Source organism: Pseudomonas tohonis (assembly GCF_012767755.2).
GTDB lineage: Bacteria > Pseudomonadota > Gammaproteobacteria > Pseudomonadales > Pseudomonadaceae > Metapseudomonas > Metapseudomonas tohonis.
The window spans coordinates 1,860,489-1,875,918 of the sequence record NZ_AP023189.1; the positions used below are offsets into that span (position 1 = coordinate 1,860,489).

At 68.2% G+C, this 15,430-nt stretch carries 16 protein-coding genes; 14 read left to right on the forward strand and 2 right to left on the reverse strand.

Features of this window, described 5'->3' with window-relative positions; genetic code table 11:
• Nucleotides 1–2: 2 nt before the first annotated feature.
• The 5 genes from HSX14_RS08635 to HSX14_RS08655 all read left to right on the forward strand — a co-directional run bounded on the left by HSX14_RS08635 (nt 3) and on the right by HSX14_RS08655 (nt 4,920).
• On the forward strand, nt 3–650 hold the full coding sequence (locus HSX14_RS08635) for an SPOR domain-containing protein (protein ID WP_173177187.1): 648 nt from the start codon (nt 3–5) through the stop codon (nt 648–650).
• 95 nt (nt 651–745) lie between these two features.
• Complete coding sequence (locus HSX14_RS08640; protein ID WP_021218569.1) at nt 746–1,258, forward strand: CvpA family protein; 513 nt, start codon at nt 746–748, stop codon at nt 1,256–1,258.
• 91 nt (nt 1,259–1,349) lie between these two features.
• The gene (purF, locus tag HSX14_RS08645; RefSeq protein WP_111259420.1) at nt 1,350–2,855 is read left to right on the forward strand and encodes an amidophosphoribosyltransferase; all 1,506 of its coding nucleotides are present in this window, start codon (nt 1,350–1,352) and stop codon (nt 2,853–2,855) included.
• Nucleotides 2,856–2,932: 77 nt separating this feature from the next.
• Complete coding sequence (locus HSX14_RS08650) at nt 2,933–4,144, forward strand: O-succinylhomoserine sulfhydrylase (protein WP_173177189.1); 1,212 nt, start codon at nt 2,933–2,935, stop codon at nt 4,142–4,144.
• 11 nt (nt 4,145–4,155) lie between these two features.
• Complete coding sequence (locus HSX14_RS08655) at nt 4,156–4,920, forward strand: SDR family oxidoreductase (RefSeq protein WP_173177191.1); 765 nt, start codon at nt 4,156–4,158, stop codon at nt 4,918–4,920.
• A 114-nt stretch (nt 4,921–5,034) separates the two neighbouring features.
• On the opposite strand, the gene gspD is transcribed toward HSX14_RS08655, so the two are convergent.
• Both gspD and HSX14_RS08665 read right to left on the reverse strand, forming a co-directional pair.
• Complete coding sequence (gene gspD, locus HSX14_RS08660; protein ID WP_173177193.1) at nt 5,035–6,993, reverse strand: type II secretion system secretin GspD; 1,959 nt, start codon at nt 6,991–6,993, stop codon at nt 5,035–5,037.
• 4 nt (nt 6,994–6,997) lie between these two features.
• A complete protein-coding gene (locus HSX14_RS08665) occupies nt 6,998–7,639 on the reverse strand; it encodes a type II secretion system protein N (protein WP_228723562.1) in 642 nt (213 codons plus the stop codon).
• 255 nt (nt 7,640–7,894) lie between these two features.
• Between HSX14_RS08665 and gspE the strand changes: the two genes are divergently transcribed.
• Genes gspE through HSX14_RS08710 form a run of 9 tightly spaced genes read left to right on the forward strand, consistent with a single transcriptional unit; the run spans nt 7,895 to nt 15,317 of the window.
• Nucleotides 7,895–9,382 carry a type II secretion system ATPase GspE gene (gene gspE, locus HSX14_RS08670; RefSeq protein ID WP_173177195.1) on the forward strand — a complete coding sequence of 496 codons (1,488 nt, stop codon included), beginning with the start codon at nt 7,895–7,897 and terminating at the stop codon, nt 9,380–9,382.
• Nucleotides 9,383–10,600, forward strand: a complete 1,218-nt coding sequence (gene xcpS, locus HSX14_RS08675) for a GspF family T2SS innner membrane protein variant XcpS (RefSeq protein ID WP_173177197.1) — start codon at nt 9,383–9,385, stop codon at nt 10,598–10,600.
• 49 nt (nt 10,601–10,649) lie between these two features.
• Nucleotides 10,650–11,036 carry a type II secretion system major pseudopilin GspG gene (gene gspG / locus HSX14_RS08680; protein ID WP_230428053.1) on the forward strand — a complete coding sequence of 129 codons (387 nt, stop codon included), beginning with the start codon at nt 10,650–10,652 and terminating at the stop codon, nt 11,034–11,036.
• Entirely contained in the window at nt 11,036–11,611 is a 576-nt protein-coding gene (gene gspH, locus HSX14_RS08685; protein WP_173173615.1) for a type II secretion system minor pseudopilin GspH, read from the forward strand. The genes gspG and gspH overlap by 1 nt, the downstream gene beginning before the upstream one ends.
• The gene (gspI, locus tag HSX14_RS08690) at nt 11,608–11,997 is read left to right on the forward strand and encodes a type II secretion system minor pseudopilin GspI (RefSeq protein WP_173173617.1); all 390 of its coding nucleotides are present in this window, start codon (nt 11,608–11,610) and stop codon (nt 11,995–11,997) included. The genes gspH and gspI overlap by 4 nt, the downstream gene beginning before the upstream one ends.
• A complete protein-coding gene (gene gspJ / locus HSX14_RS08695; RefSeq protein WP_173173619.1) occupies nt 11,994–12,686 on the forward strand; it encodes a type II secretion system minor pseudopilin GspJ in 693 nt (230 codons plus the stop codon). Before gspI ends, gspJ begins: the two co-directional genes overlap by 4 nt.
• Nucleotides 12,683–13,657: a type II secretion system minor pseudopilin GspK gene (gene gspK / locus HSX14_RS08700; protein WP_173173621.1), complete on the forward strand. Its 975-nt coding sequence runs from the start codon at nt 12,683–12,685 to the stop codon at nt 13,655–13,657. Before gspJ ends, gspK begins: the two co-directional genes overlap by 4 nt.
• A complete protein-coding gene (gene gspL / locus HSX14_RS08705; protein ID WP_173173623.1) occupies nt 13,654–14,796 on the forward strand; it encodes a type II secretion system protein GspL in 1,143 nt (380 codons plus the stop codon). Before gspK ends, gspL begins: the two co-directional genes overlap by 4 nt.
• Nucleotides 14,793–15,317, forward strand: coding sequence for a type II secretion system protein M (locus tag HSX14_RS08710; RefSeq protein ID WP_173173625.1), 525 nt, complete (start codon nt 14,793–14,795; stop codon nt 15,315–15,317). Before gspL ends, HSX14_RS08710 begins: the two co-directional genes overlap by 4 nt.
• Nucleotides 15,318–15,430 lie beyond the last annotated feature (113 nt).

The following is a 15,430-nucleotide window of genomic DNA, read 5'->3' on the forward strand; positions in this document are numbered from 1 at the left end:
GAGTGGCTGTGCTGGACAAGGGACTCAAGCAACGCATCGTCGGTGCCCTGGTGCTGCTGGCGCTGGCGGTGATCTTCCTGCCGATGCTGTTCACCCGCGAGGACGAGCTGCGCCAAGTGCGCATCGACGCCCCGGCCATGCCGCAGACCCCGGAGATGCCGCCGGTGGAGATGGAAACCGTGCCGGTTCCCGAGCCGCAGGTGCTGCCTGAAGAGCCCGTCCCGCCGCTGGATGGCTCCGGCCAGGCCAGTGCCCTGCCCGTCGCCCCTGCCGAGCAGCCCGGCACCCCCGTGCAACCGGCCCAGCCCCAGGCCCCCACGCAACCCCAGGCCCAGCCGCAGCAGGCCCAGGCCGTGCCGCCGGCTGCCACGCCGCCCAAGGCGGAAGAAAAGCGCCTGGACCCGAACGGCCTGCCGGTCAGCTGGTCGATCCAGCTCGCCAGCCTGTCCAACCGGGCCAGCGCCGAGAAGCTCCAGCAGACCTTGCGCAACCAGGGCTACAACGCCTATATCCGCAGCGCGGACGGCATGAACCGGGTGTTCGTCGGCCCGGTCATCGAGCGCGCGGAGGCCGACCGGCTGCGTGACTCCCTGAGCCGCCAACAGAAGCTCAACGGCTTCATCGTTCGCTTCCAGCCCGAAAAAGGCTGATTCGCTCGCTCTATCAGAGCAATCTGATCCGCGGGTTACCGGAGTGACGGGGCTCTGCTAAAATGCAGCGCCTTTTCTGTTCGTGAGCTGCATACGTGGCATTCACCTGGGTCGATTGGTCGATCATCGCCATCATCGCCATTTCCAGTCTGATCAGTCTGAAGCGCGGCTTCGTGAAGGAAGCGCTTTCACTGCTCACCTGGATCATCGCCGGCATAGTCGCCTGGATGTTCGGCGGGGCCTTGTCACAGCACCTCACCGAGTTCATCGAAATGCCGTCGGCGCGCGTGATCGCGGCCTGCGCCATTCTCTTCATCGCCACCCTGCTCGTGGGGGCGTTGGTCAATTTCCTGATCGGTGAGCTGATCAGGGTCACCGGCATGGACGGCACCGACCGCTTCCTCGGCATGGTCTTCGGCGCGGCGCGCGGGGCTTTGCTGGTGGTGGTGCTGGTCGGCCTGCTGAGCCTGGCGCCGGTGCAACAGGATCCTTGGTGGCAGCAGTCCACGCTGCTGCCGCATTTTCTCATGGTCGCCGACTGGTCGAAGAACCTGATTCTGGGCTTCACCAGCCAGTGGCTTGCCGGCAGCGTCAGCGCACCAAGCTGAGCCGCCAAACAACGGTTGGCGAGCGGGGCACCAACTGCCCGGCCCGTCGCCCGGTATTAGCCTGAACTACTAGCAGCAGGGGTTGCACCGCATGTGTGGCATCGTCGGTATCGTCGGTAAGTCGAACGTCAATCAGGCGCTGTATGACGCGCTCACCGTTCTCCAGCATCGCGGCCAGGACGCTGCCGGCATCGTGACCAGCCATGACGGCCGGTTGTTCCTGCGCAAGGACAACGGCCTGGTCCGCGATGTATTCCAGCAGCGGCACATGCAGCGCCTGGTCGGCCACATGGGCATCGGCCACGTGCGCTACCCGACCGCGGGCAGCTCCAGCTCCGCCGAGGCGCAGCCGTTCTACGTCAACTCGCCCTACGGCATCACCCTGGCGCACAACGGCAACCTGACCAACGTCGAGCAACTGGCCAAGGAAATCTACGAATCCGACCTGCGCCACGTGAACACCAATTCCGACTCGGAAGTGCTGCTCAACGTGTTCGCCCACGAGCTGGCCCATCGCGGCAAGCTGCAGCCCACCGAGGAGGACGTGTTCGCCGCCGTCTCCGGGGTGCACGACCGCTGCCTGGGCGGCTACGCCGTGGTGGCGATGATCACCGGCTACGGCATCGTCGGCTTCCGCGACCCCAACGCCATCCGCCCGATCGTCTTCGGCCAGCGTCACACCGACGAAGGCGTGGAATACATGATCGCCTCCGAGAGCGTCTCCCTCGACGTGCTCGGTTTCACCCTGATCCGCGACCTCGCGCCGGGCGAAGCGGTGTACATCACCGAAGACGGCAAGCTCTACACCCGCCAGTGCGCCAAGGCGCCGAGGCTCGCCCCGTGCATCTTCGAACACGTCTACCTGGCGCGTCCGGACTCCATCATGGACGGCGTCTCGGTCTACAAGGCGCGCCTGCGCATGGGCGAGAAGCTGGCCGAGAAGATCCAGCGCGAGCGCCCGGACCACGACATCGACGTGGTCATCCCGATCCCCGATACCAGCCGCACCGCAGCCCTTGAACTGGCCAACCACCTGGGCGTGAAATTCCGCGAAGGCTTCGTCAAGAACCGCTACATCGGCCGCACCTTCATCATGCCGGGCCAGGCCGCGCGCAAGAAGTCGGTGCGCCAGAAGCTCAACGCCATCGAACTGGAGTTCCGCGGCAAGAACGTGATGCTGGTGGACGACTCCATCGTCCGTGGCACCACCTGCAAGCAGATCATCCAGATGGCCCGCGAAGCCGGCGCCAAGAACGTCTACTTCTGCTCGGCCGCCCCGGCGGTGCGCTACCCCAACGTGTACGGCATCGACATGCCCAGTGCCCACGAGCTGATCGCCCACAACCGCTCCACCGAGGAAGTGGCCGAACTGATCGGCGCCGACTGGCTGATCTACCAGGACCTGCCGGACCTGATCGAGGCGGTCGGTGGCGGCAAGGTGAAGATCGACCAGTTCGACTGCGCGGTGTTCGACGGCAAGTACATCACCGGCGATGTCGACGAGCACTACCTGAACAAGATCGAGCAGGCGCGCAACGACGCCAGCAAGAACAAGGTCAACGTGGTCAGCGCGATCATCGACCTGTACAACAATTGAGCGGCCACCACTGAGCCGCACGTTGCAAGCCAGCAGCCCGGACCCGATCCGGGCTGCGTTTCTGATGAGGTAGCGATATGACGCAGGAATGGGAAGCCGGGCGGCTGGACAGTGACCTCGAAGGCGCGGCCTTCGACACCCTGGCGGTGCGTGCGGGGCAGCACCGCACCCCGGAGGGCGAGCACGGCGAGGCGATGTTCCTCACCTCCAGCTACGTGTTCCGTACCGCCGCCGACGCCGCCGCGCGCTTCGCCGGCGAGGTGCCGGGCAACGTCTACTCGCGCTACACCAACCCCACCGTGCGCGCCTTCGAAGAGCGCATCGCCGCCCTTGAAGGTGCCGAGCAGGCCGTGGCCACCGCCTCGGGCATGTCGGCGATCCTCTCCATCGTCATGAGCCAGTGCAGCGCGGGCGATCACGTGCTGGTCTCGCGCAGCGTGTTCGGCTCGACCATCAGCCTGTTCGAGAAGTACCTCAAGCGCTTCGGCGTCGAGGTCGACTACCCGCCGCTGGCCGACCTGGCCGGCTGGGAAGCGGCCTTCAAGCCCAACACCCGGCTGCTGTTCGTCGAATCGCCGTCCAACCCCCTGGCCGAACTGGTGGACATCGCCGCCCTGGCCGAGATCGCCCACGCCCGTGGCGCCCTGCTGGCGGTGGACAATTGCTTCTGCACCCCCGCGCTGCAGCAGCCGCTGAAGCTCGGCGCCGACATCGTCATGCATTCGGCCACCAAGTACATCGACGGCCAGGGCCGCAGCATGGGTGGCGTGGTCGCCGGCCGCAAGGCGCAGATGGAAGGCGTGGTCGGCTTCCTGCGCACCGCCGGCCCGACCCTCAGCCCGTTCAACGCCTGGATCTTCCTCAAGGGCCTGGAAACCCTGCGCGTGCGCATGCAGGCCCACTGCGCCAGCGCCCTGGAGCTGGCCCGCTGGCTGGAACAGCAGCCGGGCATCGAGCGCGTGTACTACGCCGGCCTGGAAAGCCACCCGCAGCACGAACTGGCCAAGCGTCAGCAGAGCGCCTTCGGTGCCGTGGTCAGCTTCGAGGTGGCCGGCGGCAAGGACGCGGCGTGGCGTTTCATCGACGCCACCCGGGTGATCTCCATCACCACCAACCTGGGTGATACCAAGACCACCATCGCCCACCCGGCCACCACCTCCCACGGCCGCCTGTCGCCGCAGGAGCGTGCCAACGCCGGCATCGGCGACAACCTGATCCGCGTCGCCGTGGGCCTGGAAGACATCGCCGACCTCAAGGCCGATCTCGCGCGTGGCCTCGCCGCGTTGTGATCGAGTGGTCCATGGAGTCGCTACCCGCCCATAACGGCAAGGTCGCGCTGGTCACCGGCGCGGCCCGTGGCATCGGCCTGGGCATCGCCGCCTGGCTGATCGCCGAAGGCTGGCAGGTGGTGCTGGCGGACATCGATCGTGCCCGGGGCAGCAAGGTGGCCAAGGCACTGGGCAGCAACGCCTGGTTCGTCGGCATGGACGTGGCCCATGAAAGCCAGGTCGCCGTGGGCATCGCCGAGGTGCTCGGCCAGTTCGGCCGGCTCGATGCGCTGGTGTGCAACGCCGGCGTCGCCGAGGCCCATGGCGCGCCGCTGGAAAGCCTCGAGCTGATGCAGTGGAACCGCACCCTGTCGGTCAACCTCACCGGGCCGATGCTGCTGGCCAAGCACTGCGCGCCCTACCTGCGCGGCCACCGGGGCGCCATCGTCACCATCGCCTCGACCCGTGCCCATCAATCCGAACGCGACACCGAAGCCTACGCCGCGAGCAAGGGCGGCCTGGTGGCGCTGACCCACGCGCTGGCCATCAGCCTGGGGCCGGACATCCGCGTCAACGTGGTCAGCCCCGGCTGGATCGACTCCCGCGACCGCGCCGCCCGTGAAGAGGCGCCGCTGTCGGAATGGGATCATGACCAGCACCCGGCGGGCCGCGTCGGTACGGTGGAAGACGTCGCCGCCCTGGTCGCCTGGCTGCTTTCGGACAACAGCGGCTTCGTCACCGGCCAGGAGTTCCTGGTCGACGGCGGCATGACCCGCAAGATGATCTACCTGGACTGAGCTCGCTCTCCCGGTACACACCGTTCCCCCGATCGTTCCACGGGCCTGCGGAACGAACGAAAACGGGCGGCAGTGCCTTCGCACTGCCGCCCGTTGGTTTTCGGGGGCCGGGTATCAGGGCGCCGGGCTTTCTGCCGGGCGCACGTCGATGGCCGGGGTGCCCTGGCCGCCGTCGAACAGCTGCGCCGGGCTGCGCGGGAGGATGCTCGGGCGGTTCTCCTTGTCGCTCTGGTCGCCCAGCACGCGGATGTCGCTGTACTTCTTGCCCGAGAGGGCGGCGAGGCCGGCGCGGTCGCGGACCACGGTCGGGCGCAGGAAGACCATCAGGTTGCGCTTCACGTGGCTGTCCTTGGTGGAGCGGAACAGGCGGCCGAGCAGGGGGATGTCGCCCAGCAGCGGCACCTTGGAGTCGGTGGTGGTGACGTCGTCCTGGATCAGGCCACCGAGCACGATCACCTGGCCGTCCTCGGCGAGGATGGTGCTCTTGATCGAGCGCTTGTTGGTGATCAGGTCCACCGCCTGGGCGGTGAGGGTGGCGCTGGGAGCGATGGAGGAGATCTCCTGCTCGATCTCCAGGCGCAGGGTGGCGCCCTCGTTGATGTGCGGGGTGACCTTGAGGGTCACGCCGATGTCCTTGCGCTCGATGGTGGTGAAGGGGTTGTTGGCCCCGGCCGCATCGGTGGTGTAGGAACCGGTCTGGAAGGGCACGTTCTGGCCCACGAGGATTTCCGCCTTCTGGTTGTCCAGGGTCAGCAGGCTGGGCGTGGACAGCAGGTTGCTCTTGCTGTTGGCCGAGAGCGCGGTGACCAGGGCGGCGAAATGGTCGGTGCCGATGCCGATGATGGCGCCGTCGGGCAGGGTGGTCGGCAGCTTCTCGTCCTTGATGGCATTGAGCACGGTGCCCACCGAGAGGCCGGTGTTGCCGAAGTTGACCCCGCCGAGGCCGCCGGTATTGCCGCGGGCGTCGACGGCCCACTGCACGCCGAGGGCGTCGGTGATGTCGCCGGAGATTTCCACGATGGCGGCTTCCACCATCACCTGGGCGCGCGGCACGTCGAGCTGGCGGACGATGTCCTCCAGCGCGTTGACCGTGTCCGGTTCGGCCAGCAGGACCAGGGCGTTGAGGCTCTCGTCGGCACGGATGAGGATGTTCTGCGGCTTGCCCTGCTGTTCACCGCCGCCTTCGGGGGCCTTCAGGCCCTCGGAAATCTCGCCCAGGGTGGTGGCCAGGGCCTTGGCGTCGTTGTGGCGCAGGCGGATGACGCGGGTATTGGCCGAGCGCGAGGTCGGGGTGTCGAGGGATTGCGCCAGTGCCACCAGCTTGGCGCGTGCCGAAGGCGGGCCGACGATGATCAGGCGGTTGGTGCGCGCGTCGGCGATCACCTGGGCGGCGTTGGTGCCCTTGGCCTGGCCGCGGCTGACCGCGCTGTTGAGCACCTCCGCGGCGTCCATCACCCAGGCGTTCTGCAGGTTGAGCACGGTGTAGTCGCGGTCGCCCTTCTGGTCGAGCTGGCTCATCAGGCTTTCGATCCGCGCGATGTTGGCGCTACGGTCGCTGATGATCAGGGCATTGGACGAGGTCACTGCGGCGAGGTGGCCGTATTGCGGCACCAGCGGGCGGATCAGCGGGATCAGCTCGGTCACCGGCGTGTGCTGCACCTGGATGACCCGGGTTTCCAGCTTGTCCGGCGCGGCCGGCCCGCCCTCGGCTTCGGACTTGGCCTCGGCGTTGGGGATGATGCGTGCCTGGTCGCCCTGGGTGACCACGGTGAAGCCATGGGTGGCCATCACCGAGAGGAACAGCTGGTAGACCTCGGAGAGGCTCAGCGGCGCCTTGGACACCACGCTGACCTGGCCCTTGACCCGGGGGTCGACGATGAAGGTCTCGCCGGTGATGTCGGCCACCTGGTCGACGAACTCGCGAATGTCGGCGTCCTTGAGGTTGATCGTCCAGCCATCCTGCTGGCTGCTTTCGGCCTGGGGTTGCGGGGTTGCCGCCAGCAGGGGCAGCGGCGCGGTAGCGAGGCCGGCGGCCAGCAGGGCGATACTCAGGCGCGAGAGGAGTGTGGGCATTGATTCATTCGCTTTCCGGGGGCTGTTCGGGCGGTAAGTCCGGCGGCAGGCCACCGGATTCTTCCATCTGTTTTCTCAGTGCTTCCATGCGTTCGCGCAGCTCGGCGGTGTTCTCCTCCTGGAGGCCGCCAAGGTCGTTCACAGCATCGTTCGCCGGCTCCGCCTCCATGGCGGGCGTTCCGGGTGCGGCCAGGCGCGCCCGGGGGAATGTCAGGGTTTCGAGGCGGCCGCCACGGTCGATCTCCACGCGGTCGCGGTAGACGGCGTGCAGCTTCACGCCGGGGCTGAGCTCATCGCCGCTGTGCAGGCGCCGGGGCTTTTCGCCCTCGGTACGGATGATCACGCTGGAGCGCGCCGGGTCGGCATTGATGAAGCTGCCCAGCAGGGTCAGGCGCAGGTTGGTCGCCGGTGGCGGCGCATCGCTCTGCACGCGGCTCGGGCCGAACAGGGGTTCGAGGCGTTCCAGGCTGGCCGGAACCACGGCCTCGAGGGTGGGGTCACTGCTGGTGACGGGGGAATTGCGGAGCAATCGGATCCAGTCGGCGGTTTGCCAGGCGAGGCTCAGGCTCATGGCGATCACCAGGCCCGCGCCCAGCAGCGCAGGCGAATGCTGTTGCAGCCAGTGTCGAGCACCAGGTGTGGGCAAGTTGGGGGTTCTCCGCGAGTCGTTCTTGGTTTTCTGGATCGGCGAAAGTGCTGAATCATAGCAGTACGACGCAATCACGCTACAACTCGCTGGCACGTGTGTCGTGGAGGTCGATGTGCTAAGAATATTCCAGATTTTTTACGGGTTTGCGTGCGCGCCCGATCACAACGACAAGAGAAATGGCAGGGATTGCCGCACAACCGTCAGGCAGTGTTGTGATAATTGCCCAGGTGATTTCATGAAGGCATTACACGGATGAACCCCTCTTCGATCGAGGCGCCGCTGCGGCGCCTGCCGTTCGGCTTCGCCAAGCGCCACGGCGTCTTCCTGCAGGATGGCGTAGAGCCCTGCCTGGCCCATCGCCAAGGCGCCGAACTGGTGGCCCTGGCCGAGGCCCGGCGCTTCGTCGGCCGTTCGCTGCCGTTGCGCCCGCTGCCCGCCGAAACCTTCGACCAGGCCCTGGCCCAGGCCTACCAGCACGACTCCTCCGCCACCATGCAGCTCGCCGAAGACCTCGGCGGCAGCCTCGACCTGGCTGCGCTCGCCGAGCAGATGCCGGAGACCACCGACCTGATGGAGCAGGAGGACGACGCGCCGATCATCCGCCTGATCAACGCCATCCTCGGCGAGGCCATTCGCGAGAACGCCTCGGACATCCACCTGGAGACCTTCGAGAAGCGCCTCGTGGTGAGGTTCCGTGTCGACGGCATCCTGCGCGAGGTGCTCGAACCCAAGCGTGAACTGGCGGCGCTGCTGGTTTCGCGGATCAAGGTCATGGCCAAGCTGGACATCGCCGAGAAGCGCGTCCCGCAGGACGGCCGTATCTCCCTGCGCGTGGCCGGGCGCGAAGTCGACATCCGTGTCTCCACGCTGCCCTCGGCCAACGGCGAGCGCGTGGTATTGCGCCTGCTGGACAAGCAGGCCGGGCGCCTCACCCTGCAGCACCTGGGCATGAGCGCGCGCGACCGCGAACTGATGGAAGCCACGGTGCGCAAGCCCCACGGCATCCTGCTGGTCACCGGGCCCACCGGCTCGGGCAAGACCACCACGCTGTACGCCAGCCTGGTGACCCTCAACGACCGCACGCGCAACATCCTCACGGTCGAGGACCCGATCGAGTATCACCTCGAAGGCATCGGCCAGACCCAGGTCAATGCCAAGGTGGAGATGACCTTCGCCCGTGGCCTGCGCGCCATCCTGCGCCAGGACCCGGACGTGGTGATGGTCGGCGAGATCCGTGACCACGAGACCGCCGAGATCGCCGTGCAGGCCTCGCTCACCGGCCACCTGGTGCTTTCCACCCTGCACACCAACAGCGCCATCGGCGCCATCACCCGCCTGGTGGACATGGGCGTCGAGCCCTTCCTGCTGTCGTCCTCCCTGCTCGGCGTGCTCGCCCAGCGCCTGGTGCGCGTGCTCTGCAATCACTGCAAGGCGCCGTACAGCGCCGACGCCGCCGAATGCGCGCTGCTGGGCATCGACCCGGCGCAGCCGCCGACCCTCTACCACGCCCGTGGCTGCGCCGAATGCCACCAGCAGGGCTATCGCGGGCGTACCGGCATCTACGAACTGGTGGTCTTCGACGACCACATGCGCACCCTCATCCACAACGCCGCTGCAGAGCAGGAGATGACCCGCCATGCACGCCGCTTCGGTCCCAGCATCCGTGACGACGGCAAGCGCAAGGTGCTCGAAGGCGTGACCACGGTGGAAGAAGTGCTGCGCGTGACCCAGGAAGAATAAATGGCCGCCTTCGAATACCTCGCCCTGGATGCCCGCGGGCGCCCGCAGAAGGGTGTGCTCGAGGCCGACAGTGCCCGCCAGGTGCGCCAGCTGTTGCGGGAGAAGCAGCTGGCACCCCTGGAGGTGAAAGCCACCCGCACCCGCGAGCAGGCCGCCAGTGGCGGTCGCTTCGGTTTCACCCGTGGCCTGTCCGCCCGCGACCTGGCGCTGGTGACCCGGCAACTGGCGACCCTGGTACAGGCCGCGCTGCCCATCGAGGAAGCGCTGCGCGCCGCTGCCGCCCAGTCCACCTCGCCGCGCATCCAGTCGATGCTGCTGGCGGTACGCGCACGCGTGCTGGAGGGCCACAGCCTGGCCGGCAGCCTGCGCGAATTCCCCGCCGCGTTCCCCGAGCTCTACCGGGCCACGGTCGCCGCCGGCGAGCACGCCGGCCACCTCGGGCCGGTGCTGGAGCAGCTCGCCGACTACACCGAACAACGCCAGCAGTCGCGGCAGAAGATCCAGCTGGCGCTGCTCTACCCGGTGATCCTGATGTGCGCTTCGCTGGGGATCGTCTCCTTCCTCCTGGGCTACGTGGTCCCGGACGTGGTGCGCGTGTTCATCGATTCCGGGCAGACCCTGCCGCTGCTGACCCGGGGCCTCATCGCCCTCAGCGACCTGGTCAAGCACTGGGGCTGGCTGGTGGCGCTGGCGCTCATCGCGGCATTCGTCGGCGCGCGCCTGGCGCTGCGCGAGGAGGCGGTGCGTGTCCGCTGGCATGGCCTGGTATTGCGCATTCCACTGGTGGGCGGGCTGGTGCGCGCCACCGACACCGCGCGCTTCGCCTCGACCCTGGCGATCCTCACCCAGAGCGGCGTGCCGCTGGTGGAAGCGCTGGGCATCGGTGCCGAGGTCATCGCCAACCGGGTGATCCGCGCCGATGTGGTGCTGGCGGCGCAGAAGGTCCGCGAAGGCGGCAGCCTGACCCGCGCGCTGGAAGCCAGCGGCCAGTTTCCGCCGATGATGCTGCACATGATCGCCAGCGGCGAACGCTCGGGCGAGCTGGACCAGATGCTGGCGCGCACCGCGCGCAACCAGGAAAGCGACCTCGGCGCGCAGATCGCGTTGCTGGTCGGGCTGTTCGAGCCCTTCATGCTGGTGTTCATGGGCGCGGTGGTGCTGGTCATCGTCCTCGCCATCCTCCTGCCGATCCTTTCTCTCAACCAACTCGTGGGGTAATCGCGTGAAACAGCGCCGTACACAGACGGGCTTTACGCTCATCGAAATCATGGTGGTGGTGGTCATCCTCGGCATCCTCGCCGCGCTGGTGGTGCCGCAGGTGATGAACCGCCCGGACCAGGCCAAGGTCACCGTCGCCAAGGGCGACATCAAGGCCATCGGTGCCTCGCTGGACATGTACAAGCTCGACAACTTCGCCTACCCCAGCACCCAGCAGGGCCTGGAGGCATTGGTGAAGAAGCCCAGCGGCAACCCGCAGCCGAAGAACTGGAACAAGGACGGCTACCTCAAGCGCCTGCCGGTCGATCCCTGGGGCAACCCGTACCAGTACCTGGCCCCCGGTACCAAGGGCGCCTACGACCTGTACTCCTTCGGCGCCGACGGCAAGGAAGGCGGCACCGACGCCGATGCCGACATCGGTAACTGGGAAAACTGATGCACCCAAGGCCGCGCTGCCCAGGCTGCCCGCCCGCCGAGGGGCAGGGCGGCTTCACCCTGATCGAGTTGCTGGTGGTCCTGGTGATCATCGGCTGCCTGGTCGGGCTGGCGGTGCTCAGCAGCGGCGTGGCCGGCCCCTCCCGTGAACTGAACAACGAAGCCGAGCGCCTCGCCGGGCTGATCGGCGTGCTGGTGGACGAGGCCGTGCTCGACAACCGCGAGTACGGCCTGCGCCTGGAGGGGGACGGCTATCGCGTACTGCGCTTCGACGAGGCGAAGGCGCGCTGGCAGGAAGTGGGGGATGAAACCCACAAGCTGCCGGCCTGGGCCGAGCTCAAGTTCGAACTCGAAGGCGCCGCGCTGGCATTGCCCGGGCCGGTGGCGGACGAGGACGAGAAAACCAAGGACCAACCCCGTACGCCGCAGTTGCTGATCCTCTCCAGCGGCGAGCTCAGCCCGTTCCGCCTGGAGCTGGGCGAGCGGCGCAAGGACGGCCTGCGCCTGCAGATGAGCAGCGACGGCTTCCGCCTGCCCAGGGTCGAGGCGATGCCGGGCAAGGGGAGGGCGGGATGAGCACCCAGCGCGGTTTCACCCTGCTCGAAGTGCTGGTGGCCCTGGCCATCTTCGCCGTGGTCGCCGCGTCCGTGCTGGCCACCAGCGCGCGCAGCCTGCAGAACGCCGCGCGCCTGGAGGACAAGACCCTGGCGATGTGGATCGCCGACAACCGCCTCGCCGAGATGCAGCTGGCCGCCACGCCGCCGGGGGACGGGCGCGACCAGGGCGAGCTGGATTTCGCCGGGCGCCGCTGGGAGTGGCAGAGCCAGGTGGAGGCGACCTCCGATCCGGCCCTGCGCCGCGCCACGCTCTGGGTGGCCCAGCGCAACGACCGGGGCCCCCGGGGCAAGCTGGAGGAGCGCGCCGCCGCGCGCCTGGTCGGCTTCATCGAGACCCGCCAATGAAGCGCTCCGCCGGTTTCACCCTGCTGGAACTGCTGATCGCCATCGCCATCTTCGCGCTGCTGGCACTGGGCACCTACCGCATGCTCGACAGCGTCCTCTCCAGCGACCGGGCCACCCGTGCCCAGGAACAGCAGCTGCGTGAACTGGTGCGGGCAATGGCCGCCATCGAGCGGGACCTGCAGCAGGTCAATCCACGCCCCGTGCGCGATGCCTACGGTGAATGGCGCGGTGCGCTGGTGGGCGAGAGCGGCGACAACGATGCCATCGAACTGAGCCGTGGCGGTTGGCGCAATCCGCTAGGCGCCCCGCGTTCGCGGCTGCAGCGGGTGCGTTGGCAACTGTCCGGGGAGAAGCTGGAGCGCCGCTACTGGACGGTGCTCGACCAGGCCCAGGACAGCCAGCCGCAGGTGCAGCAGGCGCTGGACGGCGTGACCCGCCTCAAGCTGCGCTACCTCGACAAGTCCGATAACTGGGTGGAGGTCTGGCCGGCCGACGGCGAGACCGGCGACAAGAGCCTGGAGAAGCTGCCCCGGGCCATCGAACTGACCCTCGAACACCGCCGCTACGGCGAGTTGCGCCGCGTGCTGCGCCTGGTGGACGAGCCGCCGGAGCGCAAGCCCCAGGTCCCCGACAACAGTGGTGGCGATGACGGCGGCGACGTACCGCCCGATGACGGTGGTACGCCATGACGCGGCAGCGTGGCATGGCCATGATCACGGTGCTGCTGGTGGTAGCGGTGGTGACCGTCGTCTGTGCCGGCATGATCGCGCGACAACAGCTGGCGATCCGCTCCAGTGCCAACCAGCTGCATGCGCGCCAGGCCCTGCAATATGCGCTGGGTGGCGAAGCGCTTGCCCGTGGGATGCTGCAGCGCGACCTGCGCGCCGGCGATCCGCGCACCCCGGTGGATCACCTCGGCGAAGCCTGGGCGCGACCGCTGAACAATTTCCCGCTGGATGACGGCGGCGAGCTGCTGGTGCGCATCGAGGACGCCACCTCGCGCTTCAACCTCAACGCCCTGGTGCGCCAGGGGCGGGTCAACGAGCAGTCGCTGCAGCAGTTCCGTCGCCTCCTGTTGCGCCTGCAGATCGAGGCACCCTATGCGGAGCGCCTGGTGGACTGGCTCGACAAGGACCAGGAGCCCACCGGGGCCAATGGCGCCGAAGACAACGAATACCTGCTGAGCCAGCCGCCCTACCGGGCAGCCAACCGTGCCATGGTCGACGTCTCCGAGCTGCGCCTGCTGGCGGGCATGACCGAGGCGGACTATCGTCGCCTGCTGCCCTACGTCAGCGCGCTGCCGGACGACGCCACGCTCAACGTCAACACCGCCGGCGCGATGGTGCTTTCCAGCCTGGCCGACAGCCTCACGCCCAGCGTGGGGGAGGCGCTGGTGGCGGCCCGTGGCAAGGCCGGCTTCCAGACCCTGGACGCCTTCCTCGGGCAATCGGCGCTGGCCGGCATGGGGATGCAGGCGCAGGGCCTGGCGGTGGGCAGTGAATATTTCCGGGTGACCAGCGAAGTGCATCTGGGCGGACGACGCCAGGTACTGGTCAGCACCTTGCAGCGCAGCAATGACGGCCGCGTGCGGGTGCTTTCCCGCGACATGGGGCAGGGCGGATTGCCGCCGGCCCTTCTCAAGGAAAAGGACGAAGAATGAAGCAGGCAAGTATTTTCCTGCCGGCGGCGGCGGTCACGCGCGTCGAAGGCGAGCTGGAGGTCTGGCTGGTGCAGGGTGGGGACGCCCGGCAACTGCCATTCGCGGCGGCGGTGACGGCGCTCTCCGGTGACTGGCGCCTGGTATTGCCGGTGGAGGCGGTGACTGCCTGCGCCGCGCGCCTGCCCACGCAGAAGGCGCGCTGGCTGCGCCAGGCGCTGCCTTTCGCGGTGGAGGAGTTGCTGGCCGAAGACGTCGACAGCCTGCACCTGGCCCTTGGCGGCAGCCTGCCGGATGGCCTGCACCGCATCTTCGCCGTGCGCCGCGCCTGGCTGAGCGCCTGGGTCGACCTGGCGGCGGAACTGGGCTCGGTACCCACCAGCCTGCAGGTGGATGCCGACCTGCTGCCCGATGAAGGCACCCAGCTGTGCTGGCTGGATGGCCGCTGGCTGCTGGGGGGCGAGCAGAGCGCGCGCCTCGCCCTGCTGGACGAGGACTGGCCGCACCTGCGCGATGCCTGCGTGCTGCCGCTGCAGGGGCACGCGCCCCAGGCACGGCAGGTGCTCGAAGGCATCGAGCAGTGGCAGGAGCACGAACAGCCGCACCTCTGGCTCGCCGGACGTTCGGGCAGCGAACTGGCCCAGGCGGAGTTCGAAGTGCGCCAGGAACATCGCCACCAACGCTTCCTGCGTCCGCTGCTGGGGCTGGTCGGGCTCTGGGTGGTGCTGCAGTGGGGCTTCTACCTGGCCCAGGGCTGGCACCTGCGGCATGAGGGCGATCGCTATGCGGCGGCCAACGAGGCGCTGTACCGCGAGCTGTTTCCCCAGGACAGCAAGCTGATCAACCTGCGTGCGCAGTTCGACCAGCACCTGGCGGCCAGCTCGGTGTCGGGACAGGGCCGCTTGCTCGGCATGCTCGACCAGGCCGCCGAGGCGCTGCTGGCGGAGGGGGTCCAGGTGCGCGTGCAGCAACTGGATTTCAGCGACACCCGGGGTGACCTGGCGATGCAGGTGCAGGCCCCTGGCTTCGATGCCCTGGAGCGCTTGCGCGAGCGGCTGATCGCCGCCGGACTGGCCGTGCAGCTGGGCTCGGCCAGCCGTGAAGGCAATGCGGTGAGCGCGCGACTGGTGATCGGAGGATGAGCATGGCCATGGTTTTCAAGGACAGGGTGCAGGCGCAATGGCAGGCATCGGCGCTGGCCGGGCGCTGGAAGGCGCTGCCGACCCGTGATCGCCTGGCGCTGATGTCGCTGGGCGGCTTCCTGCTGCTGGTGCTGCTCTACCTGGCGCTCTGGCGCCCGGCCCAGCAGGGCGTTGTCAGTGCCCGCGAGTATTTCGAACAGCAGCGTGCGCTGCATGCCTATATGCAGCAGCAGGCACCGCGAGCCCGATCCAGCCAGGAAGCGCCGCAGGCCAGCGTCGAGCCGGAGCGCCTGCAGGGGCTGGTCACCGCCAGTGCCGCCGAGCAGGGGTTGTCGGTCGAACGCCTGGACAGCGACGCCCCGGGGCAGGTGCAGGTGAGCCTGCAGCCCACCAGCTTCGCTCGCCTGTTGCGCTGGTTCGCCGGCCTCGAGGCCCAGGGCGTGCGCATCGAGGAGGCCGGCCTCGACCGCGCGGATGAAGGGCAGGTGACGGCGCGGCTGACCCTGCGCGTCGGTGGCTGAATGCACCTTCCTGTGGCCGGGGGCACCGTCGTGCACCGGCCTGGTGATCACCGGTGGTGATCGGTGATCGCTGCGACGGCACCGTTTTCCCCTGGGCGGACGCTGCCATCGAA

Excerpts from the sequence above, each read along its gene's own strand:
- purF (WP_111259420.1), top strand. The coding sequence starts at position 1,350 with ATGTGTGGCATCGTCGGTATCGTCGGTAAGTCGAACGTCAATCAGGCG.
- HSX14_RS08650 (WP_173177189.1), top strand. The coding sequence starts at position 2,933 with ATGACGCAGGAATGGGAAGCCGGGCGGCTGGACAGTGACCTCGAAGGC.
- HSX14_RS08655 (WP_173177191.1), top strand. The coding sequence starts at position 4,156 with ATGGAGTCGCTACCCGCCCATAACGGCAAGGTCGCGCTGGTCACCGGC.
- gspD (WP_173177193.1), bottom strand. The coding sequence starts at position 6,993 with ATGCCCACACTCCTCTCGCGCCTGAGTATCGCCCTGCTGGCCGCCGGC.
- gspE (WP_173177195.1), top strand. The coding sequence starts at position 7,895 with ATGAACCCCTCTTCGATCGAGGCGCCGCTGCGGCGCCTGCCGTTCGGC.
- xcpS (WP_173177197.1), top strand. The coding sequence starts at position 9,383 with ATGGCCGCCTTCGAATACCTCGCCCTGGATGCCCGCGGGCGCCCGCAG.
- gspG (WP_230428053.1), top strand. The coding sequence starts at position 10,650 with ATGGTGGTGGTGGTCATCCTCGGCATCCTCGCCGCGCTGGTGGTGCCG.
- gspH (WP_173173615.1), top strand. The coding sequence starts at position 11,036 with ATGCACCCAAGGCCGCGCTGCCCAGGCTGCCCGCCCGCCGAGGGGCAG.
- gspI (WP_173173617.1), top strand. The coding sequence starts at position 11,608 with ATGAGCACCCAGCGCGGTTTCACCCTGCTCGAAGTGCTGGTGGCCCTG.
- gspJ (WP_173173619.1), top strand. The coding sequence starts at position 11,994 with ATGAAGCGCTCCGCCGGTTTCACCCTGCTGGAACTGCTGATCGCCATC.
- gspK (WP_173173621.1), top strand. The coding sequence starts at position 12,683 with ATGACGCGGCAGCGTGGCATGGCCATGATCACGGTGCTGCTGGTGGTA.
- gspL (WP_173173623.1), top strand. The coding sequence starts at position 13,654 with ATGAAGCAGGCAAGTATTTTCCTGCCGGCGGCGGCGGTCACGCGCGTC.
- HSX14_RS08710 (WP_173173625.1), top strand. The coding sequence starts at position 14,793 with ATGAGCATGGCCATGGTTTTCAAGGACAGGGTGCAGGCGCAATGGCAG.